The sequence below is a fragment of the Sphaerisporangium sp. NPDC088356 genome (assembly GCF_040685555.1).
GTDB lineage: Bacteria > Actinomycetota > Actinomycetes > Streptosporangiales > Streptosporangiaceae > Sphaerisporangium.
Genome location: NZ_JBFBIK010000026.1, coordinates 36,810 through 58,378 on the forward strand (window position 1 = coordinate 36,810; position 21,569 = coordinate 58,378).

Consider the following 21,569-nt stretch of genomic DNA (forward strand, 5'->3'; position numbering starts at 1 on the left):
TGTGTAGAGCTCCTTACCCGTGAGGGGAACATGGACGCATTGGACCTGGCGCGGTGGCAGTTCGGGGTCACCACCGTGTACCACTTTCTCTTCGTACCCCTGACGATCGGCCTCGGCGTGTTCGTCGCCGGGCTGCAGACGGCCTGGCACCGCACGGGCAAGGAGCACTACCTCAGGCTGACCAAGTTCTTCGGGAAGCTGTTCCTGATCAACTTCGCGATGGGCGTGGTCACGGGCATCGTCCAGGAGTTCCAGTTCGGGATGAACTGGAGTGAGTACTCGACGTTCGTCGGCGACGTGTTCGGGGCGCCGCTGGCCCTTGAGGCGCTGCTCGCGTTCTTCCTGGAGTCGACCTTCCTCGGCCTGTGGATCTTCGGCTGGGAGCGGCTGCCCAAGCGGGTCCACCTCGCGTGCATCTGGGCCGCCGCCATCGGGTCGAACCTGTCGGCGTACTTCATCCTCGCGGCGAACGCCTGGATGAAGCACCCCGTGGGTTACGAGGTGGTCGACGGACGGGCCAGGATGACCGACCTGTGGGCCGTGCTGACCAACTCCACGGCCACGGCCCAGGTCCCGCACGTGATCGCGGCGGCCTTCATCGTCGCCGGAGGGTTCGTCATCGCGGTGAGCGGCTACCGGATCCTGCGCGAGCGGCGCCTCGCCGCCGACGGGGACGCGACCGTGCCCTTCACCCGGGCGGCGCGCGGGCGGGCCCGGGTCCCGGGCGACCCCGCCATGTGGCGGACGAGCCTTCGCGCCGCGCTGGTCATGACGGCGATCGCCGGAGTGGTCGCCGCCGGGAGCGGCGACCTGTCGGGGCAGCTCCTGCGCGAGCAGCAGCCCATGAAGCTGGCCGCCGCCGAGGGGCTGCGGCACGACGTGAAGGGCGCGCCCTTCTCTCCCGTGCCCGGCCTGGAGGTGCCGAAGGTGCTCAGCCTGCTGGCCGCGCACGACCCGAACGCCGAGGTCCAGGGCATCGACGACATCCAGAAGCGGTACGAGAAGCAGTACGGCGCCGGCGACTACCAGCCGAACGTGCCGGTCGTGTACTGGTCGTTCCGGGTCATGATCGTGTTCGGGGTCGCCACCGTCGGCCTGTCGGTCCTCGGGCTCTGGCTGACCCGGCGCCGCCGCACGACTCCGGAGTGGTTCGCCAGGGCCTGCCTGCTGGCGCTTCCGCTGCCCACCCTCGCGATGGTCGCCGGATGGCTGCTCAGCGAGATCGGGCGGCAGCCCTGGACCGTCCAGGGCGAGCTGCTCACGGCGGCGAGCGTCTCGCCGGGGGTGAGCCTGAGCGAGGTGGCGATCTCCCTGTCGATCTTCACGGTCCTGTACGGGGTGCTGGCGATCGCCGAGGCGAAGCTGCTGGTCCGGCACATCAAGGCGGGACCCGAGCCCGCCGAACCGTCCCTCGACCCCCGCCGTCCGGACGACCTCGACGCCGAGGCGGCCCGTCTCGCGCCGACCCTGATGTACTAGGAGACCGCCATGGAGCTCACCACCGTCTGGTTCCTGGTCATCGCCTTCCTGTGGACCGGCTACTTCGTGCTCGAAGGCTTCGACTTCGGCGTCGGCGCGCTGCTTCCCCTGCTCTCCCGCGACGAGGGCGAGCGCAAGCAGATGCTCGCGACGATCGGCCCGGTCTGGGACGGCAACGAGGTCTGGCTGATCACGGCCGTGGGTGCCATGTTCGCGGCCTTCCCGGTCTGGTACGCGGAACTGCTCAGCGGGTTCTACCTGCCCCTGGTCATGGTCCTGATCGGGCTGATCGTGCGCGGTGTGGCCCTCGAATGGCGCGGCAAGGTCACGGCGCGGGAACGCGCCCTGTGCGACGCGGGCATCGTGACCGGGAGCGTGCTGACCGCCTTCCTGTGGGGGGCGATCTTCGGCAACCTGCTGTACGGCACCGCGGCCGCGACCGTGCTGGGCGGGGCGCTCTCGCTGGCGCTGGCCGTCCTGCACGGCGCGGTGTTCGTCGCGTTGAAGACGGCGGGACCGCTCCGCGCCAGGGCACGCCGTGCCGCGCTGACCGTGGCGGTGGCCGCCCTGCCGATCGCCGTCGTGGCACTCCCCGGCCTCCCGTCGGCGGGCCGTGCGGACACCGCCGGCCCGGCCGGCCTGGTGCATGCGGCAGGGCGGGCGCACGTGGCCGGCGCGGGATGGACCTCGCATCCGCTGCTGTGGGTGGCGGCCCTGGCCGCCATGATCGCCCTGGCCGCCGCCGTCGCGCTGATCTGGCGCCACCGCGAGGGCTGGGCGTTCACCGCCACCGCCGCGTCCATCGTGCTGGTCACCGGCACGCTGTTCGGAACGCTGTGGCGGGCGCCGCTGCCCGGTCTCACCGTGGCCGAGGCGGCCTCCGGCCCGTACACGCTGGGCATCCTCACCTGGATCGGGCTGATAGCGCTGCCGTTCGTGCTCGCCTACCAGGGCTGGACCTACTGGGTCTTCCGGAAGCGTGTCACGGCCTGAGACGCGGAAAGCCCGCGGGCGCGGACCGGAAAGGCCGGCGCCCGCCTCGCCGTCGCCGTGGGGTCAGCAGGTGGGGCCCACGGCGTCGATCCTCCTGCCGAAGTTGGTGTCGTACGCCTTGGCGTAGTCGCCCTTGTTCACCTTGCGCTTCTCCTGCGGGTTCCAGTCGATGAAGCAGCCATCGGCGTTGGCGATGAACGAGTAGACGTGGTCGTGGAGGTTCGACGGCATGTCGCGGTAGCCGCTCGACGGCGACCAGCTCCACGAGGGCCCGGAGTAGTTGCGGTCGTGCCAGAAACAGATGTCCCCGTCCGCGCAGCTCTCGGCCGCGCGCCGGAACGCCGCGGAGTCCCCGGAGGCGGCGCTCGGCGGCGCCGCCTCCGCCGGAGCCGGGGCGGCGAACACCACCACCATCATGAACCCGATCATGCCCGTCGTCGCGGCGATACGCGTCCTGCGTGTCATCGGCTGCACTCCGCTTCCTCCTCGTGTACGGCGGTGCCCAGGTGATCCGGGCGATCTCCGTCACGCAATGTAGCAGTACCAACACGCAGAGCAACCGCCCTGAACGGTCACAGAGATCAGGCGGCCAGGCCGGTGAAAAGTGGCCTCCAGGAGATAGACGGGTCAGGAAGAGGCGAGACCTCGCAGCTCGTGGAGCTCCGAGGGGGAGATCGGCATCCGGTCGATGGTGATGCCCTCGGCGTCCTCGATGGCGGAGGCGATGACGGCCGAGACGGGGATCACCCCGGCCTCGCCCGCGCCCTTGATCCCGAGCGGGTTCAGCGGCGACGGCGTCTCAAGGTGAGCGGTCTCGATGAACGGCACCTCCGTGGCGTACGGCATCAGGAAGTCCATGAACGAGGCGTTGAGCAGCTGACCGTGGCCGTCGTAGACCATGCGCTCGTACAGCGCGCCGCCGACGCCCTGCGCCACTCCCCCGTGGATCTGCCCTTCGACGATCATCGGGTTGATCAACCTGCCGCAGTCGTGCACGACGGCGTACCGCAGGATGTGGATCTCCGCGGTGTCCGGGTCGGTCTCGACGATGGCCGCGTGCATGCCGGAGGCGAACGTCGAGCGCACGGGCGAGTAGTAGTCGCGCCCTTCCAGCCCCGGCTCCTCGCCCTGCGCCACGGGCGACCGGTCCATCGAGGCCTCACCGGAGAACTGCGTGGCCCGCTTGGTCTCCTCGTCGAAGGCGTACCGCAGGGGGTTGGACAGCACGGCCACCGTCGCGAGCGGGATGGACGCCCCGGGGTTGCCGACCACGCGGACGAGCCCGTCCTCGATCTCCAGGTCGCGGGGATCGGCCTCCAGCGCCTCGGCGGCGACGCGTATCGCCTTGTCGCGCACCTTGCGGCAGGCCAGGGCGATCGCGTTGCCGCTCATCACGGCGGCGCGCGAGGCGAAGGTGCCCACGGCGTAGCCGAAGCGCCGCGTGTCCCCCGTGACGACCGAGACCTTCTCCAGCGGCACCCCGAGCTCGGTGGCGGCGATCTGCGCGAACACCGTCTCGTGCCCCTGCCCCTGCGAGGTCAGGCCGGTCGAGACGTGCACCCGTCCGTCGGAGGTGACCTGCACGTGGCCGCCCTCGTACGGGCCGACGCCCGTGCCCTCTACGTAGCACCCGAGGCCGATGCCGATGCGGCGTCCCTCGGCCGCGGCCCGCGCCTTCAGCTCCGCGAAGCCGTCCCAGCCGATCAGCTCCTTGATCATCCGCAGCGACTCTGGGTAGTCCCCGCTGTCGTAGATCAGCGGCCGGCCGTCCTGGAAGATCAGCCCCTGGTCGTAGGGGAAGTCGCCGGGCTGGATGAAGTTGGCCGCGCGCACCTCCGTGCGGTCGAGCCCGAGATGGGCCGCGATGCGGTCCATCGTGCGCTCCATGCAGAAGACCCCCTGCGGGCGCCCCGCCCCCCGGTACGGGGTGACCTGCACCGTGTTGGTGTAGATGGAGGAGAACTCCACGCGGTAGGCGCCGACGCGGTACGGCCCGAGAAGCTGGGTGGCGGTGATGATCGGCACGATGATGCCGTACGGCGTGTAGGCGCCGTGGTCGTGCAGGATCGTGACGTCGAGACCGAGGACGCGGCCCCGCTCGTCGAAGCCCACGCGCACGTGCTGCACCTGGGCCCGTTCGTGGGCCGAGGAGATGAAGTGCTCGCGCCGGTCCTCGGTCCACTTGACCTCCTGGCCGAGCAGCATCGCCGCCCAGGGGACGAGGACCTCCTCCGGCCAGGGGTGGACGATCTTCACGCCGAACCCGCCGCCCACGTCCGGCGCGATCACCTCCACCGAGGGCAGCGGCAGGCCGAGCTTGGAAGCGATCGCCATGCGGACGCTCGTGGAGGTCTGGGTGGAAGAGTAGACGCGAAGCGACCGGTCGTCCGCGTCCCACCGGGCGTAGACGCCCCGGCCCTCCAGCGGCATGGACGCGCTGCGCTCGAAGTCGAGCCGGAACGACAGCGTGTGCGGCGCCGCGTCGATGGCCTCCGCCGCGCCAAGCCCCCGCTCCGAGGGCACCTCCTGGACGAGGTGGGCGCCGAGGTTGCCGGGAACGTCCTCGTGGACGAGGTGGGCGCCCTGCGCTGCCTCCTCGATGCCGACGACCGGCTTGAGGAACTCGTAGTCCACCTCGATGAGGGCGGCGGCGTCCTCGGCGAGGTAACGGTCGCGCGCCACGACCATGACCACCGGCTCGCCAACGTGCCGGACGATGTCCCTGGCCAGAGGGTAGGCGGTGCGCCCGCGGGTCAGCGCCGGGTGCGGGATCAGCAGGGGCAGCGGGTCGCGGACCCGCTCGGGCAGGTCCTCCCAGGTGTAGATCGCGACCAGCCCGTCCACCTCCACGGCGGCCGACACGTCGATGTCGCGGATGCGGGCGTGCGCGTGCGGCGACCGCACGAACGCGGCGGCGAGCGCGTCGCGCCCGAGGTCGTCGACGTAGCGGCCCTGCCCGGTGATCAGCCGCAGGTCCTCCCTGCGCTGGACCCGCTCGCCGAACAGCTTCGTCGTCACGCCTCATCACCCATCAGCTCGGCCGCGCGGTGGACCGCCTTGACGATGTTCTGGTACCCGGTGCAGCGGCACAGGTTGCCCGAGATGCCCTCGACCACCTCGTCGTCGGTGGGCGAGGGGTTGTCGCGCAGCAGGGCGGTGGCCGTGCACAGGAAGCCCGGGGTGCAGAAGCCGCACTGCAGCGCGTGGCATTCGGAGAACGCCCGCTGCACCGGCGACAGCGTGCCGTCGGGCGCGCTCAGCCCCTCCACGGTGGTGATCTCGTGGCCGTCCACCGAGACCGCGAAGGTCAGGCACGACCGCACCGGCGCGCCGTCCAGCAGGACCGTGCAGCACCCGCAGACGCCGTGCTCGCAGCCCACGTGGGTGCCGGTCAGGCCGAGCTCGCGGCGCAGGCAGTCGGACAGCAGCCGCCGGCCCGGCACCTTGGCCTCGCGCACGACGCCGTTGACGGTCAGCGAGATCTCGTGCAGCGCTTCACTCATTGGAGTACTCCCCAGCTCGCTCGTCCGCGGCCTCCTGGGCGGCGACGCGCAGCGCCCGCTCGGCGAGGACCCCGGTCAGGTGCCGCCGGTAGCCGGCCGTCGCGTGGATGTCGCCGTCGGGGTCGATGCGGTCCTGTACGGCTCGCGCCACGGCGGCCCAGTCGACGGAGGCGGCGGGCCGGTGGGCGCACACCTCCGACAGGTCGAGCAGGACCGGCACGGGGCCGACGCTGACGCAGGCCACCCGCGCCGAGGCGATGCGCAGGTCGTCGTCGAGGGTCACCACGGCGGCGGCGCCCGCCATCGCGTAGTCGCCGTGCCTGCGCGCGACCTCGCAGAAGGCGGTGCCTGTGCGGGCGGGCAGCGACGGGAAGAACGCCGAGACCGCCAGCTCGCCCGGCTCCAGCGCCGACTCCATCGGGCCCGTGAAGAACTCGCCCGCCGGGACGTCGCGCTCGGGGGTCCCGTGCCGCGCCAGCCGTACCGACCCGTCGAGGACGGTCAGCACGGCGGGCAGCTCGGCCGAGGGGTCGGCGTGCACGAGGCTGCCGACGACGGTGCCGCGGTTGCGGATCACCGGGTGCGCGACCAGCCTGAGCGCGTCACGGAGCAGGGGCTGGACCCGCGCGGCGGCGGAGGACCGCTCCACGGCCGCGTGCCTGGCCAGCGCCCCGACCCGCACGCCGCCCTCCTCCACCGCGATGGTGTCGAGCGAGGCGACCCTGTTGATGTCGACCAGGTGCGACGGGGCGGCCAGCCGCATGTTGAGAAGCGGGATCAGGCTCTGGCCGCCGGCCAGCACCTTGCCGTGCGCCCCGGCCCCGGCGAGGACCTCAAGGGTCTCGCCGAGGTCGCGGGGCGCGTGGTAGTCGAACGCCGATGGCTTCACGAAGTGCTGTCTCTCCCGTCCACGAGGGCCGGCGCGGGACCGGGCTCGCCGGTGGTTCCCGACCGCCCGGCGATCACGCGCAGCAGGTGGTAGCCGCCGAGGACCACGATCGTGCCGAGCGCGATGCCCGCCAGCGAGAAGTCCTTGGTGATCTGGTGCGACACCGGCCCGATGGCGAGGATGATGCCCGCTCCGATCGGCACCATGTTCACCGGGTTGGAGAAGTCGACGCGGTTCTCGATCCAGATCTTCGCGCCCAGCAGGCCGATCATGCCGTACAGGATGACCGTGATGCCACCGAGCACGCCGCCCGGCGTAGCGGCGACCAGCGCGCCGAACTTGGGGATCAGGCCGAACGCGATCGCGACCACGGCGGCGATGTAGTAGGCGGCCGTGGAGTAGACCCGGGTGGCCGCCATGACGCCGATGTTCTCGGCGTACGTGGTGGTGGGCGAGCCGCCGACCGCGGTGGCCACGACCGTGCCGACGCCGTCGGCGAAGACCGCGCGGCCCATGTACGGGTCGACGTCGGCGCCGGTCATCTCGCCGACGGCCTTCACGTGGCCGACGTTCTCGGCGATGAGGGCGATGACGGCGGGGAGCACCAGCACGATGGCGGACCCGGCGAACTGCGGCGCGTGGAACTCCGGCAGGCCGAACCAGGGCGCGTCCGCGACCGCCTGGAAGTTCACCCGGGGATGGGTGTCGACCTTCCCGATGCCCGCGTTGAAGGCCGTGATGTTCCCGAAGGCCTTGTCGGCCAGCCAGGACAGCACGAAGCCGATGACCAGGCCCAGCAGGATGCCGATGCGCCCGATGAACCCCTTGAAGGCCACGATGATGACGAAGGTGACGACCATGGTGATCAGGGCGATCCACTGGTCCTGCGGCCAGTAGACGTCGGACACGACGTAGGCGAGGCCGAACCCGATGAGCATGACCACCGCGCCGGTCACGACGGGCGGGAAGATCTTGTTGATGACCCGGACGCCGAGGTAGTGGATCGCGACGCCGCAAAGGGCCAGCACGACACCGGCGACCAGGATCGCGCCCGTGACCGTGGCGCTGTCGCCCCCGGCCGCGCGGATCGCGACCACGGCGCCGACGAACGACGCGGACGTGCCCAGATAGCTCGGGATCTTTCCCTGCACGATGAGCAGGAACAGGATCGTGGCGACACCGGACATCATGATCGCCAGGTTGGCGTTCAGCCCCATCACCAGAGGGAACACGAACGTCGCGCCGAACATGGCGATGACGTGCTGCGCGCCGAACCCGACCATGCGCGGCCAGCTCAGCCGCTCTTCGGGCTTGACCACCTCCCCGGGAGCGAGACCGCGCCCATCGCCGTGCAACTTCCATCCGAAGGCCATATGAGCCCCTTCACTTACCGGGCCGGGCGGTCGGTGGCCACCCCGCAGGCGGACCTCCGCGGCGTATTGCTATCTGTTCGCGTTGCAGTCTTTCTCGTGCTGCGCATAGCCGCCGGGCGAGCACACCTCGCCCGCCCGCGATGAGCGATGGGAAGACCTCTCCCGTTGCGGGCACATTAGACCTGTGAAGGGCCGTCCACATGGTAAGGATCTGCCAAACGTGCCCGCCCCGGGAGCAGTCCTCTTGCGCACCGGCACCTCCGTCCCGCCGTTAGCTCTGGCTAGATGCCGCGCATGCGGAGCACGTGCAGGGCCAGGGTCAGGTTGAGGCGCAGGTGGGCGTCCTCGGTGAAGTTGCCGAGCATGCGTTCCAGCTTCCCGATGCGGTAGCGCAGCGTGTTGTAGTGGAAGTGCAGGCGGCGGGCGGTCTCGGCCACGTTGAGGTTGGTCTCCAGCAGCACCTGGAGCGTGCGGCGCAGGTCGGCGTTCTCGGCGTCCTCGTCGAGTGCCAGCGGCCCGAGCGTCTCCTTCACGAACGCATGGAGCTCGGCGGTGTCGTTGACCAGCGACAGGAGCCGGTAGACGCCGAGCTGGTCGAAGTGGGCGACCGCGCCGGCCCCGTGGAGCTGCCGGCCCACCCTGGCCGCCTTCAGCGCCTGGCCGTAGGCATCGGGCAGGAGCTCGGCGCCCTGCGCGACCCTGCTCATGCCGGTGGAGAAGGTGGCGGGCCGGCAGTCGGCGAAGGCCGCCACCGCGTCCTTGGCCAGCCGGGTCATGTCGACGCCCGATCCGACGATGGCGACCACCTCGTGGGAGAAGCCCGCCACGGCGCCGCGCGGGTCGTGGCGGCGCAGCGCGGTGACCCACGCGGTGAGCAGCCGGTCGGGGGGGATGTCCCACTCGGGGTCGATCTCGGCGACGAGCACGCCGACGGGCCGTTCGAGATCCCACCCGAAGGCCCGGGCGCGGGACGCCACCCGGGTCCCGCCCCTGCCGGTGAGGACGTCGCGCAGGAAGTCGGCACGATACTTGCTCTCGACGGCGGCGACGGCCTCCTGCCGGGTCACCACCAGGGCCGCCACCGTGGCGGCACGTTCCAAGATGCCGATGTCGCCGGCCTGGATGGCGCCGCCGGGGCTGTGGGCGACGATGCGCCCGTGGTGGTGGCCGCCCGCGACGACGGGGACGACCGTGTAGTCGCCGCCGGAGACCGCGGGGGCGGCCCGCAGCAGGGTAGTGTCGCCGGCGGATTCGAGCACGTGCCCGGCGGGGTCGACCACGGCCACGGCCACGTCCAGGAGCCCCGCCACCTCGGCGACGACCTCGCGCAGCCCGCCGCCCGCCAGCACGATCTGCACGAGAGCCCTGTGGGCCTCCTCGGTGCGGGCGAGCAGCGCGGCCTGCCGGTTGAGGATGTCGGTGAGCACCTGGTTGAGGATGTCGTCGAAGCCGACGTCGTTGGGCAGCAGGATCAGGGGGAAGCCGAGCCGGTCGGCCTGCTCCACCATCTCGGCCGGCAACTCGTCGACGTATCTGCCGAGCTTGATGCCGAGCGCCGCGAGGCCGCGCTCGTCGAGGTCGGTGACGAGCCGTCCGAGGGACTGCGGGGTGTTCCTCAGCGGGTATCCCGTGGTGAGCAGCAGTTCGTGGGGCTTCACCCACGCGAGGATGTCGGGCACCTCCATGACGTTGAGTCGCTGGACGATGCGGTCGAGGCCGGTCCTGCCGCCGATCAGCCGGGCTCCCGCCAGTGTGGAGACGCCGAGGACCTCACCCACGGACACGCCGTGAATGATGGTGCCCGTGGAGGCCAAACGCATCGCCGGGGGTGATGGGTCAGCTGTCATGGTGCTGCTCCAGGGTGGAACGTCGTTTCAGAGATTCTGACGGAACAGGGCGTCTGTCAACAAGAGCCAACTCCTTGGAGAACTGTTGGCATCTTTCTCCGTACGGCCGATCTCCAGGACCGTTCTACGGTTCCCCCAGACTCGCGGGAGGCCGAGTGACACTGGGGACGCGTACACGGATCCAACACCGCGCGCCGGGGGACGCCAAGGCGTTCGGCGCCGCGAGCACCGCGCTGCGCCCGGCGCTCGAGTCGCCGCGGCGGCCCGCACGGGTGCTGGCGGTGTTCCCGCTGGGCGTCTACCTGGAGATCCGCACCGACGTCGAGCCGTCCGTCGTGGCGGTCGTCACCGGCGAGGCGACGCGGCTGCCCAACGCCGTCGTGCTGAGCGACCCGCTGCCAGTGACGGCGCCGGGAGACGAGGCCGCGGTCGGCGACGGGTGCATCGAGATCGGCCGGCTGACCGTCCGCGTCCGCCGCTGGTGGGATCCCGCGCCCTCGCTCGGGCCCGTCGAGCTCTCACGGCTGGAGCAGGTGCTTCCCCGGCTCGGCGTGGTCTGCGCGGCCTCGGCCCGCAGGCCGGGGCTGGCCGACGGCGGCGCCGGGGCGCTGCTCGCCGAGGGCTGCGCCCGTGGGTCGCTCACGGCGGCCATCACCGCCACCGAGCAGCTGATGGGCCTCGGCCCCGGCCTGACGCCCAGCGGCGACGACATGCTGGCGGGCGTGCTGGTCGCGCTGCGCCAGATCGGCAGGGCGGCGGGCGTGAGCAGGGCCGTGTGGCTGGCCGACTGGCTCGCCGCGACCGTGGCGTTCGACGCCCGCACGCGCACCACCCCGATCTCGGCGACGCTGCTGCACTGCGCCGCCCAGGGCCAGGCCTGCGCCGACGCGCTCGCGGTGCTGCGAGGGATCGCCGGCCACCAGCCGCTCGAACCCGCCGTGCACCGCCTGCTCCGGCTCGGCCACACCTCCGGCGCCGACCTCGCCTGGGGCCTGCGTACCGGTGTGTCCGCGGTCGTCGCGCTCGGCCGGAGTTTACGAACGGCCAGGTGAACTCCCAGGTATGCGCTCCCGCGGGCGACGCGGTGGGCGATGATCGACATGTGAGCGGACTTCTTACGAGGGGCGGTGAGCGACCGTTGACCATGACTAGCGATCTGGTGGAGGTACGCGCCGGGGTCTATCACGACTCGGTGAGCCTGATGCGGATCAGCCAGGCGCTGAGCTCCCGCCCGGGCGTCACCGTCGCGGTGGTGGCCATGGCGACCGAGCTGAATCTCGGGCTGGCCAGGGAGGTCGGGTTCGAGATACCCGAGACCGGGCCGTCCGACCTGCTCGTCGCCATCAGGGCCGATTCCGACGCGGCGCTGAAGGACGGCGCCGAGGAGCTCGACCGGCAGTTCGCCGCTCTGGCGAGGGGTGGAGGCTCGGGAGGCGCGCACGCCGAGAGCCCGCCTCGTACGACCCGGGCCGCCGCGAGGGCCTGGGATGCCTCGCTGGCGCTGGTGTCGGTGCCCGGCGAGCACGCCTTCGCGGAGGCGATGGACGCGATCGACGCCGGGCTCTCTGTGATGATCTTCAGTGACAACATCCCCGTGGAGCAGGAGGTACTGCTCAAGGAGCGGGCGAGCGAGCGGGGCGTGCTGGTGATGGGCCCCGACTGCGGCACGGCGGTCGTGGGCGGCGCGGGGCTGGGATTCGCCAACGTCCTGCGCCCGGGGCGCGTGGGCGTGGTGGCCGCCTCGGGCACCGGCGCCCAGCAGGTGACCTGCCTGCTCGACCACGCCGGCGCCGGGGTGAGCCACGTCCTTGGCGTCGGCGGCAGAGACCTGTCGGCGGCCGTGGGCGGCCGGTCCACGCTGGTGGCCCTCGCGGCCCTGGACGCCGACCCGGCCACCGAGCTCATCGTGCTGATCTCCAAGCCGCCGGCCCCCGAGGTCGCCGAAGTCGTGCGCCGGGCCGTCGAGGGCCTCGCGACGCCGGTCGTCACCGCCCTGCTCGGGCCCGGGCAGGACGACCTGACCTCGGCCGCCGAGAAGGCCCTGCGCGCCCTCGGCCTTGACGTGCCCGAGTGGCCCTCGTGGCCGGTCCCGCAGCGGGCGGCGCCCTCCGCCGAACTGTCCGGGCTCTACTCCGGCGGCACGCTGTGCACCGAGGCGCGCATCATCGCGGGGTCCGGCGCGTTCACCGACTTCGGCGACGACGAGTACACCCGGGGCCGCGCCCATCCGATGATCGACCCGACCCTGCGCCTGGAGGCGCTCGGGCGGGCCTCCGGCGTCGCGCTGCTCGACGTCGTGCTCGGCCACGCCGCCGAACCCGACCCCTCGGCCCGGCTCGCGCCCGCGGTCCGCGAGGCGTGCGAGCGGGGTACGGCCGTGGTGGTGGCCCTGGTCGGCACCGAGTCCGACCCGCAGGGCATGCGCCGGCAGGCGGACGCCCTGGTGACGGCCGGAGCGTCGGTGTTCACCTCCAACGCGGCCGCCGCCAGGCACGCCGCGAGCCTGATCGGGAGTGCCCTGTGAGGTTGTCCATGCTCGACGGCGAGCCCCGCGTGATCACCGCCGGTGCCGCCGTGCTCGCCGAAGCGCTCGACCAGCAGGCCGTGCCGCGCCTCGGGGTCGACTGGCGGCCCCCGCTCCCGGGCACCTCCGCCGCCCTGGCCAAGGTGCTGGCCGACCCGGCCCGGCAGCGCGCGAACGAGGTGGCCGTGGGCCGGCTGCTCTCCGCCCGCCCGCAGCTCGTCGGGGTGAGGCCCGCGCGCGACGTGCTCGACCTGCCCGAGCGCACCTTCTTCCACGCCGGGCCTCCCATCGACTGGGAGCGGGCCTCCGGGCCGATGCGGGGAGCGCTCATCGGGGCCGCGCTCTTCGAGGGCCTGGCGGCCGACGCCGAGGAGGCCGAGCGCCTGCTGGTCTCCGGAAGCGTGAAGCTCGACTCCTGCCACCACCACCGCACCGTCGGGCCGATGGCCGGGGTGGTGAGCCCGTCGATGTGGATGTTCGAGGTCGTCGACGGCGAGCACGGCGGCACCGCGTACTGCTCGCTCAACGAGGGCCTGGGCAAGGTGCTGCGGTACGGCGCCTACGGGCCGGAGGTGGTCGAGCGGCTGCGCTGGATGGGCGAGGTGCTCGGGCCGGTGCTCGCGGGGGCCCTGGCCGTCAGCGGCCCGATGGACCTGCGGTCGCTGATCGCCCAGGCGCTCCAGATGGGCGACGAGCTACACAACCGTAACCGCGCTGCCACATCCCTCATGGTCCGCGAGATCGCCCCGGCGATCGTGGAGGCGTCGCCGGAGCACGCCGCCGCCGTCCTGCGCTTCATCAACGGCAACGACCACTTCTTCCTGAACGCGGGGATGGCGGCGGGGAAGGTCAGCGCGGACGCCGCCAGGGACGTTCCCGGGTCCTCACTGGTGGTCGCCATGGCGCGCAACGGCACCGACTTCGGCATCCAGGTCTCCGGGCTCGGCGACCGGTGGTTCACCGGCCCTGCCGGGGTTCCCGACGGCCTCTACCTGGGCGCGTACGGTCCGGACGACGCCAACCCCGACATCGGCGACTCCACGATCACCGAGACGTCCGGCCTGGGCGGGTTCGCCATGGCCGCCGCGCCGGCGATCGTCCGGTTCGTCGGGGGTGACGTGTCGGACGCCATCGCCGCGACCCGGTCCATGTACGAGATCACGCTGGCCGAGCATCCGGCCTACCAGATCCCCGGGCTCGGCTTCAGGGGCACGCCGACGGGCATCGACCTCGCGCTGATCGCGAGGACGGGGCAGCTTCCGGTCGTCAACACCGGCATCGCGGGCCGCGTGGCGGGAACCGGGCAGGTCGGCGCGGGTCTGGTCAGCCCTCCCGCCGAAGCGTTCACCTCGGCCCTGGCCGCGCTCGCCGATACGTAAAAAAAGACCGAATTCCCTTTGACCCGGCTTTGACCCTAATATCAGTGGCCAGCCTCACCGTCTTGACGACGCACATGATCCATGCAAGATCCACAAAATGGGGAAATGACGCGGACGAGCGTGAATTGGGGACCGCGGTATGACGACCGATCGCGCGCTCGGGAGGGCGCCCTCCATGACCGAGGGTAAGAGCCCCTTGGGCGACGCCGGGGTCGCGCCAGAGGGTCAGGGACGGCTCGTGGGCCGGCGCTACCGCCTGCTCTCACCGGTCGGCCGTGGTGGCATGGGCATGGTCTGGCATGCCCATGACGTGCTGCTCGACCGTGACGTCGCGGTCAAGGAGCTGATCCTGCCCTTCGGCCTCGACCAGGCGGGCAAGCAGGTCGCCCACCGGCGCATGCTGCGCGAGGCCAGGTCCGCCGCGCGGCTCAGCCATCCGGGCATCGTCACCGTCCACGACGTCGTCGAGGAGGACGGCCGCCCCTGGATCGTCATGGAGCTGGTCCGCGCCTGGTCGCTGGAGCAGGCCGTGCGGCAGAGCGGGCCGCTGCCCGTGGTCCAGGCCGCCGAGATCGGCGTCCGCGTGCTCGACGCGCTCCGGCACGCCCACGCCGCCGGCATCCTGCACCGCGACGTCAAGCCCGGCAACGTGCTGCTCACCGCCGACCGTGTGGTGCTCACCGACTTCGGCATCGCGGCGATAGAAGGTGATGTCACCATCACCCAGACGGGCCTTCTCATGGGCTCGCCCGCCTACATCCCGCCGGAGCGGCTCCAGGGCCGCCCGATCACCCACGCGGCCGATCTGTGGTCCTACGGCGCGACGCTGTACGCCGCCGTCGAGGGCCGCCCGCCGTACGAGGGGCCGGACGCTGTGGCCGTCCTCGGCGCGGTGCTGACCCAGGAGCCCAACCGCCCGCAACGCGCCGGAGCCCTGCTGCCGGTCATCGAGGGCCTGCTGCGTAAGAACCCCGCCGACAGGATGCCTGCCGCCCAAGCCGCCGAGCTGCTGGAACGGGTGCTGCGCACCCACGGGTCGGGGCTCGCGCTCCTCGGCGACCGTCACGTCTCCACTCCCCTGCCCACGCAGGCCGACTCCACGCCGGTGCGCATGCTCCCTCCGCTCGATCCGCCGTCGGGACCGATGCCGTCACGCATCATCGAGACGCCCTCAGGACCCGTGCGCATCCCCTTCGACCCGGACTCCGCCGACCAGTCCGCGGGCACCGCCGATCCGTTCCGCCCGCGGGGCGGCGGCTCGTCCACCGGCTCGCACGGCACGCCCTACGGAGCACCGGCGGGGTACGACGCGCTGGACGGCCCCTCGGGTTCGCAGCCGGCGAACCCGTACGACGCGCTGCGCAGCCCGTCGGGGCCCCTGCCGGTCAACCCCTACGACGCGCTGGGCAGCCCCTCGGCGCCCCAGCCGGTCAACCCGTACGACGCCTTACGCAGCCCCTCAGGATCGCAGCCGGTCAACCCGTACGACGCTCTGCGCAGCCCGTCGGGACCGCAGCCAAGCCCGTTCGAGGCGTTCCGGAGCCCTTCAGGTCCCCAGCCCGCGCCGCATGACGCGCTGCACGGCCCCTCGGGAGCACAGCCGGCCGACCCGTACGACGCTCTGCGCAGCCCCTCGGGGCCGCAGCCGATGCCCTACGAGGGGCAGAACAGGTCGCCCGGCACCCGGTCGAACCTCTACGACGCCCTCAAGAGCACCTCCGGTCCCCAGCCGCACCAACCGTTCGACACGCCCGGTGGGGCCCACTCCGCCCGCGATTCGCTGGTGGCGGGGACGCCCGGATCCCGCGTGTGGCCGGCGAGCCCCCCCTCGAACCTGGCCGACAAGCTCGCAAAAGACCTCCAGGGCGATCCGTTCGCCGGTCCGGACCACAGGGGCGGCGGCCGGGGCACGCGCGAGGAGGAACCGGATCCCCGTACGCGCCGCCGCGGAACGGCGGAGCCGGAGGACGACGCCCGCGAGGGCCGCTCCCCCGTCATGCTCATCCTGGCCGGTGTGGGGGTCGTCGGCGTGGTGGCCGCCCTGCTGTTCGTGCTGTGGCCCTCGGGCTCGCCGTCGCAGGACAACGTCGCCACCCCGATTGCCGCCACCGAAGGTCCGCCCTCCGCCGTGCAGTCCTCGCCGGAGTCCTCGGCCCCCGACGACCAGGCCGTTCCCACGGCGATCCCGGCGAACTTCCGCACGCACACGGCGGCGGGCGCGTCGGTCGCGGTTCCCAAGGACTGGACGGCGTCCATCTCGGGCGAAGCGGTGACCTACCTCGGCCCGAAGAGCTCCGGGCGGCGCATCCAGATCAAGAAGGTGCCCTCCACCGGCGACGACGGCCTGACCGCGCTGACCAAGGCCAAGGACGAGGCCACGCTCACCGACTACGCCCAGGTCAGGCTGGAGTCCTCCACCTTCGGGAACGGCAAGTGGCAGGCGAGCGTCTGGGAGTACACCTACACCGCTCTGAACAACGTGACCACGCACGCCGTCACCCGGCACATCGCCATCGACGGCAAGACGGCCTTCGAGGTGACGTTCACCGCGCCCGACGCCGAGTGGGACCAGGCGGACAACCGCCAGACGATGGCCGTCCTGTGGAGCAGCTTCAAGCCCGCTTCCTGATCACCCGCCGCTCGGCGGGCCGAGGGGGATCGCCACCTCGTCCTCCATCGGGGGCTCGATCTCCTGGGGACGGCAGCCGGTGGCCGCGAAGCAGCGGATCCGCAGGGTGCCGTCCTGCACCGAGACGTGCAGGAAGCTCTTGAAGAAGGGCGGGGTGTCCCAGTCGGACAGCTCGGAGAACCAGCGGTGGAAGGTGCGCCCCACCGGCAGGCGGAACGGCATGGGCCGGCCGCCGAGGATCCGGGCCGCCCACTTCATGCGCGTCGTGATCTTCACGGGCTCACCGGGCGCGGTGGGCTCGGAGCCGTCCGCGCCCGCCGCCCCGGCCGTGCCGTCGCCCGTGCCGACGGGGCGCGGCGGGGTGTTGCCGATGTGCCTGGACATCAGCACGAGGCCCTGGTCGGGCGTGAGGTAGAGCCACGGCATGCGGAGCCGCGAGCGGTAGAGGTTGCTGTAGAACGACAGCGAGTCACCTCTCAGCGGATAACACTTGAAGTCGTCCTCGCGCACGCCTCCGACGTCGACGCGGGGGATCGTGTGCGTGGCGTGCATGAACGCCCCGCCGCCGCCGGACACGATGTACTGGATGATCCGGCCGCCCACCTCGACCGGGTAGCGCTGGTAGTTGTGGGTGTCGCCGCCGATGGCGGCGACGTAGTTGTTCGCCGGGTCCCTGACGATGTCGTCGACCGTGCCGCCGTCCTCGATCGGGCACGGGTGGTAGTCGTTGCGGTCGTAGATCGGCTTGCCCGTGATCAGCACCTTGGGGCGGGGATCGGCGGACACCCGGCGCAACCACGCCCCCTGGTCGCGGTCGATGGTGCCGCGGATGCCGGTGTCGATGCCCACCAGCAGCAGGCCTGGCAGGTCGATCACCCAGTACGGCGCGGGCTGCGCCGCCCGCTGCTCGGGCCGCGACCGCCTGGCGCGGGCCTGGGCGAGGCGGGGCTCGTCGATCGTCTCGGGCTTGGTCCAGAACAGGCCCCGCACACCCGCGGGCGACAGCGAGAACCCCTGGCGCTTCACCTCCAGCGCGGGCGCGTCGCAGAAGACGCGCATGAACCCGCCGAGCCCGTCGTACCAGTCGTGGTTGCCCGGGACGGCGTAGATCGGGGCGGGATAATCCTTGTAGGGGCGGAAGAACTTGTCGTCGTACTCGTTGCCCGAGCCCGTGGGGTAGATGACGTCGCTCGCGACGATCGCGAAGGCGGTGCCGGCGCCGATGGTGAGCAGGCCGGGCACCACGGCGTACTGCGAGGCGTCGCCCTCGCCGGTGTCGCCGACGATCAGGAAGCTGTACTCAGCACCCAGATCAGGCTTTATCCGGAAATCGGGGTCGACGCCTTCGCGGGCCGCCATCCACCGCCGGCGCACCTCGTTGGACGGGTCGCCGAAGAGCTGGGCGAGGATCTCGTTGCGCGAGCGCAGCAGGGTCTTCACCGTCAGCCAGGAGAAGCTCTCCTCGTTCGGGCGCAGCTTCTGGAACGTGCCCATCTCCTGGCAGGACCATCCGGCGCCCTCCTCGGACACCCGCGACGAGACCCGCTTCCCACGCGCGGCTGCCCGCTCCACATCGACCATGACCCTATCTTTGCCACGATCTTGATGGATCGCACGCCGACTCACCAATCGGGTCTCCCGGACGTTTCACTCCCCCGCCGCCCAGACCACGCGATCAGGGGATCAGGACGCCCGGATTGAGGATGCCGGCCGGGTCGAGGCGCTCCTTGACCGCGCGAAGGATCTCGACCCCGAGCTCGCCGATCTCGGCGGCGTAGGCCGTCTTGTGGTCCCTGCCGACGCCGTGGTGGTGCGAGATCGTGCCGCCCGCCAGCCCGATGGCCTCGTTGACCGCCCGCTTGGCGGTGTCCCACTGCCCGAGGGGGTCCGCGGTCTGGGAGGCCACCACGGTGAAGTACAGCGACGCGCCCGTCCCGTACACGTGCGACAGGTGGCACATCACCAGCGGCGGGCCGCCCGGCCCGGACAGGTCCGCGGGCGCGAGGGCCACGCTGAGCACCAGCCGCACGGCGTCGTAGAGCCTCGGGATGCCCGACCAGAAGCAGGCCGTCTCCAGCGTCTCCACGGTCGCCCCCGCGGACAGCAGCGCGTCGCGGAGGTACGGGGCGCTGAAGCGGCCGTGGGACCACGCCTCGCCGGGCTCGGGGCCGAGGTAGACGCCGCCCAGCCCCGACAGGGTCTCGGCGGTGCGCTCGCGCCGGTAGGCGACGTCGCCGGCCTCGCCCTCGTACCCGACGACGGCGAGACATCCGGCGTCGGGCCGGACCCCGCCGATCTCCCCCGGCTTGGCGAGGCCCACCATGGTCTCGGTCTCGTCGGACAGGCGCAGCACCGTCGGGAGCGGCCCCTCCTGCGCCACGCGCCGCAGCGCCGCCGTCCCGGCACTGAACGACCCGAAGCGCCAGCCCTCGTACACCTTCTCGGCCGGCGCCCGCCGCACCCGCAGCCGCATCGAGGTGACGACGCCGAAGGCACCCTCCGAGCCGAGGACGAGCTGCCGCAGATCCGGCCCCGCGGCGGACTTCGGCGCGCGGCCGGACTCCAGCGTGCCGCTCGGGGTGGCCACGGTCACGCCCACCACCATGTCGTCGAAGCGGCCGAACCCTGCCGACGCCTGGCCGCTCGACCGCGCCGCCGCGAAGCCACCCAGGGTGGCGTACTCGTAGGACTGGGGGAAGTGCCCGAGGGTCAGCCCGTGCCTGGCGAGGAGCTGCTCGGCCTGCGGGGCGCGCAGGCCGGCCTCCAGCTCGGCGACCATGGACTCGGTGTCCACCGAGATGAGCCGGTTGAGCCGGGCCATGTCGAGGGCGACCACGCCGGCGAAGCCCTGCCGGGAGGCCACGAGGCCGCCGACGACCGAGGTGCCGCCTCCGAAGGGCACGACCGCGACCCGGTGGTGGGCGCAGATGCGGAGCACCTCGAGCACCTCGTCGTGCGAGCCGGGCAGCAGCACCGCGTCCGGGGCGTCGGAGCCGTCGCCGTCGCGCATGCGCAGCAGGTCGGGCGTGGACTTCCCCCGGGTGTGGCGGATCCTGGCGTCGTCGTCGACGCGGACGTGCTCCCCGCCGACGGCCCTGCGGAGATCGGCCAGGATCAGCGGGGACAGGGCGGCGGCGCGCAGCCTGACCTCTCCGAAGCTCGCGGCGGGCCGCGCGGGCTCGCGCACGCCGAGCAGCTCGCGCAGCAGCTTGCGGACGGATTCGGGCAGCTCGGCGGCCTTGGCGGGATCGCCCCAGCCCGACCAGAGCATCGGTTCCGCGGCGGTGTCGGGAGTTTCCACGCCCTACACTGTGACACGCCCGGCTGTGGTACCCCTTCCGGGTGCCCCCTGAAGAGGTGCCAGGACCATGAGCCACACCCCCGCGCCGCCGCCGGCCGAGCCTTCAAGGTCCTCGCTCAACGCCTCACGGCGTGCCCGCGAGCTGGCCGAGGTCCGTGAGACGGTCGTGGACCTGCTGGTGGTCGGGCTGGGCGCGACGGGGGCGGGGGTGGCGCTCGACGCCGCCTCCCGTGGCCTGTCGGTCGCGGCGATCGACGCCCACGACCTGGCGTTCGGCACATCGCGGTGGAGCTCCAAGATGATCCACGGCGGGCTGCGCTACCTCGCCAAGGGCCAGGTGGGGGTGGCCAGGGAGAGCGCGGTCGAGCGCGGGGTGCTGCTGCGCCACACGGCTCCCCACCTGGTACGTGCCCAGCCGTACCTCCTGCCACTGACCTCTGGGGTGTCCAGAGCCCAGGCCGAGGTCGTGATGGCGGGCTACCGGCTCGGCGACCTGCTCAGGGCGTCGGCGGGAACCCCGCGCCGCCTGCTCCCCGGCCCGTCCCGCGTGACGGTCTCACGGGCCCGCGCCGCCGTGCCGGCCCTGCGCACGTACGGGCTGCGCGGCGCGCTGGTCTCCTTCGACGGGCGGGTCGTCGACGACGCCCGGCTGGTGGTCGCTATCGCGAGGACGGCCGCGGCGCACGGCGCCCGGGTGCTCACCCGGTGCCGCGCCCTGGCCCTGTCCGGCGACGGCGCCGAGGTCCGCGACGAGCTGGGCGGTGAGGCCTTCACGATCCGCGCCCGCAGAGTGATCAACGCGACCGGCGTGTGGGCGGGGCGGCTGACCGATTCGGTGTCCATGCGGCCCTCCAGGGGCACCCACCTCGTCCTGCGTCCTGGCACCCTCGGCGAGCCCCGCGCGAGCCTGCACGTGCCGATCCCGGGCGAGGGGGCGAGGTTCGTCCTGGTGCTCCCCCAGCCCGACGGGCGCGTCTACGTGGGCCTCACCGACGAGCCGGTGGACGGCCCGATCCCCGACGTGCCCGAGGCTCCCGAGACCGACATCGCGTTCCTCCTGGAGGTTCTCAACTCGGTTCTGGAGGTTCCCCTCGCCCGCGGCGACGTGGCGGGCGCCTACGCGGGCCTCAGGCCGCTGCTGACCGGCGACGGGCGCACGGCCGACCTCTCCCGCAGGCATGCGGTCGTCCGGGCCCCTGACGGCGTCGTGACGATCGTGGGCGGAAAACTGACCACCTACCGCAGGATGGCCGAGGACGCCGTCGACGCGGCGTTCCCGGACGCTCCCCGAAGCCGTACGGCCCGCCTGCCCCTCGTGGGCGCGGCCATGCCCTCGCCGGACGGCGTCCCTCAGCGCCTCGCCGAGCGGTACGGCTCGGAGGCGGCGGCCGTCCATGCCCTCGCGGAGCGTGATCCGGAGCTGGCGGAGACGCTGCCGCTGGGGGTCACCGTGGCCGAGCTGGTGTGGGCGGTGCTGCACGAGGGCGCGCTGGACGCGGGCGACCTGCTCGACCGCCGCACCCGCATCGGCCTGGTGCCCGAGGACCGCGCGGCGGCCCTTCCCGCGGCGGAGCGGGCGCTGCGCGACCACGCCCTTTAGCTCCCGGACGGCACTCTCGGCAACCTGCCCGGTGAGACCGGTTCGTGAGTTA

General features: G+C 72.3%; 15 protein-coding genes. 7 read left to right on the forward strand and 8 right to left on the reverse strand.

Annotated elements, in window-relative coordinates; genetic code table 11:
- The first annotated feature begins 30 nt into the window (after window positions 1-30).
- Both AB0O34_RS12915 and cydB read left to right on the forward strand, forming a co-directional pair.
- Window positions 31-1,479 carry a cytochrome ubiquinol oxidase subunit I gene (locus AB0O34_RS12915; RefSeq protein ID WP_363915518.1) on the forward strand — a complete coding sequence of 483 codons (1,449 nt, stop codon included), beginning with the start codon at window positions 31-33 and terminating at the stop codon, window positions 1,477-1,479.
- A 9-nt stretch (window positions 1,480-1,488) separates the two neighbouring features.
- Window positions 1,489-2,472 carry a cytochrome d ubiquinol oxidase subunit II gene (gene cydB / locus AB0O34_RS12920; RefSeq protein WP_363915519.1) on the forward strand — a complete coding sequence of 328 codons (984 nt, stop codon included), beginning with the start codon at window positions 1,489-1,491 and terminating at the stop codon, window positions 2,470-2,472.
- A 63-nt stretch (window positions 2,473-2,535) separates the two neighbouring features.
- On the opposite strand, the gene AB0O34_RS12925 is transcribed toward cydB, so the two are convergent.
- The 6 genes from AB0O34_RS12925 to AB0O34_RS12950 all read right to left on the reverse strand — a co-directional run bounded on the left by AB0O34_RS12925 (window position 2,536) and on the right by AB0O34_RS12950 (window position 10,084).
- Window positions 2,536-2,937, reverse strand: a complete 402-nt coding sequence (locus tag AB0O34_RS12925) for a peptidase inhibitor family I36 protein (RefSeq protein ID WP_363915520.1) — start codon at window positions 2,935-2,937, stop codon at window positions 2,536-2,538.
- Window positions 2,938-3,099: 162 nt separating this feature from the next.
- Window positions 3,100-5,490 (reverse strand): aerobic carbon-monoxide dehydrogenase large subunit, encoded by a 2,391-nt coding sequence (gene cutA / locus AB0O34_RS12930; protein WP_363915521.1) that lies wholly within the window; start codon window positions 5,488-5,490, stop codon window positions 3,100-3,102.
- Complete coding sequence (locus tag AB0O34_RS12935; RefSeq protein WP_363915522.1) at window positions 5,487-5,975, reverse strand: (2Fe-2S)-binding protein; 489 nt, start codon at window positions 5,973-5,975, stop codon at window positions 5,487-5,489. The genes cutA and AB0O34_RS12935 overlap by 4 nt, the downstream gene beginning before the upstream one ends.
- A complete protein-coding gene (locus tag AB0O34_RS12940; protein ID WP_363915523.1) occupies window positions 5,968-6,864 on the reverse strand; it encodes an FAD binding domain-containing protein in 897 nt (298 codons plus the stop codon). The genes AB0O34_RS12935 and AB0O34_RS12940 overlap by 8 nt, the downstream gene beginning before the upstream one ends.
- Window positions 6,861-8,237, reverse strand: coding sequence for a solute carrier family 23 protein (locus AB0O34_RS12945; protein ID WP_363915524.1), 1,377 nt, complete (start codon window positions 8,235-8,237; stop codon window positions 6,861-6,863). Before AB0O34_RS12945 ends, AB0O34_RS12940 begins: the two co-directional genes overlap by 4 nt.
- A gap of 281 nt (window positions 8,238-8,518) precedes the next feature.
- Window positions 8,519-10,084 carry a PucR family transcriptional regulator ligand-binding domain-containing protein gene (locus AB0O34_RS12950; protein WP_363915525.1) on the reverse strand — a complete coding sequence of 522 codons (1,566 nt, stop codon included), beginning with the start codon at window positions 10,082-10,084 and terminating at the stop codon, window positions 8,519-8,521.
- A gap of 155 nt (window positions 10,085-10,239) precedes the next feature.
- Here AB0O34_RS12950 and AB0O34_RS12955 point away from each other — a divergent pair, with 155 nt between their 5' ends.
- The 4 genes from AB0O34_RS12955 (at window position 10,240) to AB0O34_RS12970 (ending at window position 16,616) form a co-directional block, all read left to right on the forward strand.
- Window positions 10,240-11,136: a DUF2877 domain-containing protein gene (locus AB0O34_RS12955; RefSeq protein WP_363915526.1), complete on the forward strand. Its 897-nt coding sequence runs from the start codon at window positions 10,240-10,242 to the stop codon at window positions 11,134-11,136.
- 92 nt (window positions 11,137-11,228) lie between these two features.
- A complete protein-coding gene (locus AB0O34_RS12960) occupies window positions 11,229-12,608 on the forward strand; it encodes an FdrA family protein (RefSeq protein WP_363915547.1) in 1,380 nt (459 codons plus the stop codon).
- Window positions 12,605-13,987 (forward strand): DUF1116 domain-containing protein, encoded by a 1,383-nt coding sequence (locus AB0O34_RS12965; RefSeq protein WP_363915527.1) that lies wholly within the window; start codon window positions 12,605-12,607, stop codon window positions 13,985-13,987. The genes AB0O34_RS12960 and AB0O34_RS12965 overlap by 4 nt, the downstream gene beginning before the upstream one ends.
- A 175-nt stretch (window positions 13,988-14,162) precedes the next feature.
- Entirely contained in the window at window positions 14,163-16,616 is a 2,454-nt protein-coding gene (locus AB0O34_RS12970) for a protein kinase (RefSeq protein WP_363915528.1), read from the forward strand.
- Here the strand turns inward: AB0O34_RS12970 and AB0O34_RS12975 are convergent, their stop codons facing one another.
- Window positions 16,617-18,197, reverse strand: a complete 1,581-nt coding sequence (locus tag AB0O34_RS12975) for a metallophosphoesterase (protein ID WP_363915529.1) — start codon at window positions 18,195-18,197, stop codon at window positions 16,617-16,619. It abuts the gene before it with no gap.
- 94 nt (window positions 18,198-18,291) lie between these two features.
- The gene (locus AB0O34_RS12980) at window positions 18,292-19,887 is read right to left on the reverse strand and encodes an FAD-binding oxidoreductase (RefSeq protein ID WP_363915548.1); all 1,596 of its coding nucleotides are present in this window, start codon (window positions 19,885-19,887) and stop codon (window positions 18,292-18,294) included.
- A 97-nt stretch (window positions 19,888-19,984) separates the two neighbouring features.
- Between AB0O34_RS12980 and AB0O34_RS12985 the strand changes: the two genes are divergently transcribed.
- The gene (locus AB0O34_RS12985) at window positions 19,985-21,517 is read left to right on the forward strand and encodes a glycerol-3-phosphate dehydrogenase/oxidase (protein WP_363915530.1); all 1,533 of its coding nucleotides are present in this window, start codon (window positions 19,985-19,987) and stop codon (window positions 21,515-21,517) included.
- Window positions 21,518-21,569: the final 52 nt, after the last annotated feature.

Excerpts from the sequence above, each read along its gene's own strand:
- AB0O34_RS12915 (WP_363915518.1), top strand. The coding sequence starts at position 31 with ATGGACGCATTGGACCTGGCGCGGTGGCAGTTCGGGGTCACCACCGTG.
- cydB (WP_363915519.1), top strand. The coding sequence starts at position 1,489 with ATGGAGCTCACCACCGTCTGGTTCCTGGTCATCGCCTTCCTGTGGACC.
- AB0O34_RS12925 (WP_363915520.1), bottom strand. The coding sequence starts at position 2,937 with ATGACACGCAGGACGCGTATCGCCGCGACGACGGGCATGATCGGGTTC.
- AB0O34_RS12935 (WP_363915522.1), bottom strand. The coding sequence starts at position 5,975 with ATGAGTGAAGCGCTGCACGAGATCTCGCTGACCGTCAACGGCGTCGTG.
- AB0O34_RS12945 (WP_363915524.1), bottom strand. The coding sequence starts at position 8,237 with ATGGCCTTCGGATGGAAGTTGCACGGCGATGGGCGCGGTCTCGCTCCC.
- AB0O34_RS12950 (WP_363915525.1), bottom strand. The coding sequence starts at position 10,084 with ATGACAGCTGACCCATCACCCCCGGCGATGCGTTTGGCCTCCACGGGC.
- AB0O34_RS12960 (WP_363915547.1), top strand. The coding sequence starts at position 11,229 with ATGACTAGCGATCTGGTGGAGGTACGCGCCGGGGTCTATCACGACTCG.
- AB0O34_RS12970 (WP_363915528.1), top strand. The coding sequence starts at position 14,163 with ATGACCGAGGGTAAGAGCCCCTTGGGCGACGCCGGGGTCGCGCCAGAG.
- AB0O34_RS12975 (WP_363915529.1), bottom strand. The coding sequence starts at position 18,197 with ATGGTCGATGTGGAGCGGGCAGCCGCGCGTGGGAAGCGGGTCTCGTCG.
- AB0O34_RS12980 (WP_363915548.1), bottom strand. The coding sequence starts at position 19,887 with ATGCTCTGGTCGGGCTGGGGCGATCCCGCCAAGGCCGCCGAGCTGCCC.
- AB0O34_RS12985 (WP_363915530.1), top strand. The coding sequence starts at position 19,985 with ATGAGCCACACCCCCGCGCCGCCGCCGGCCGAGCCTTCAAGGTCCTCG.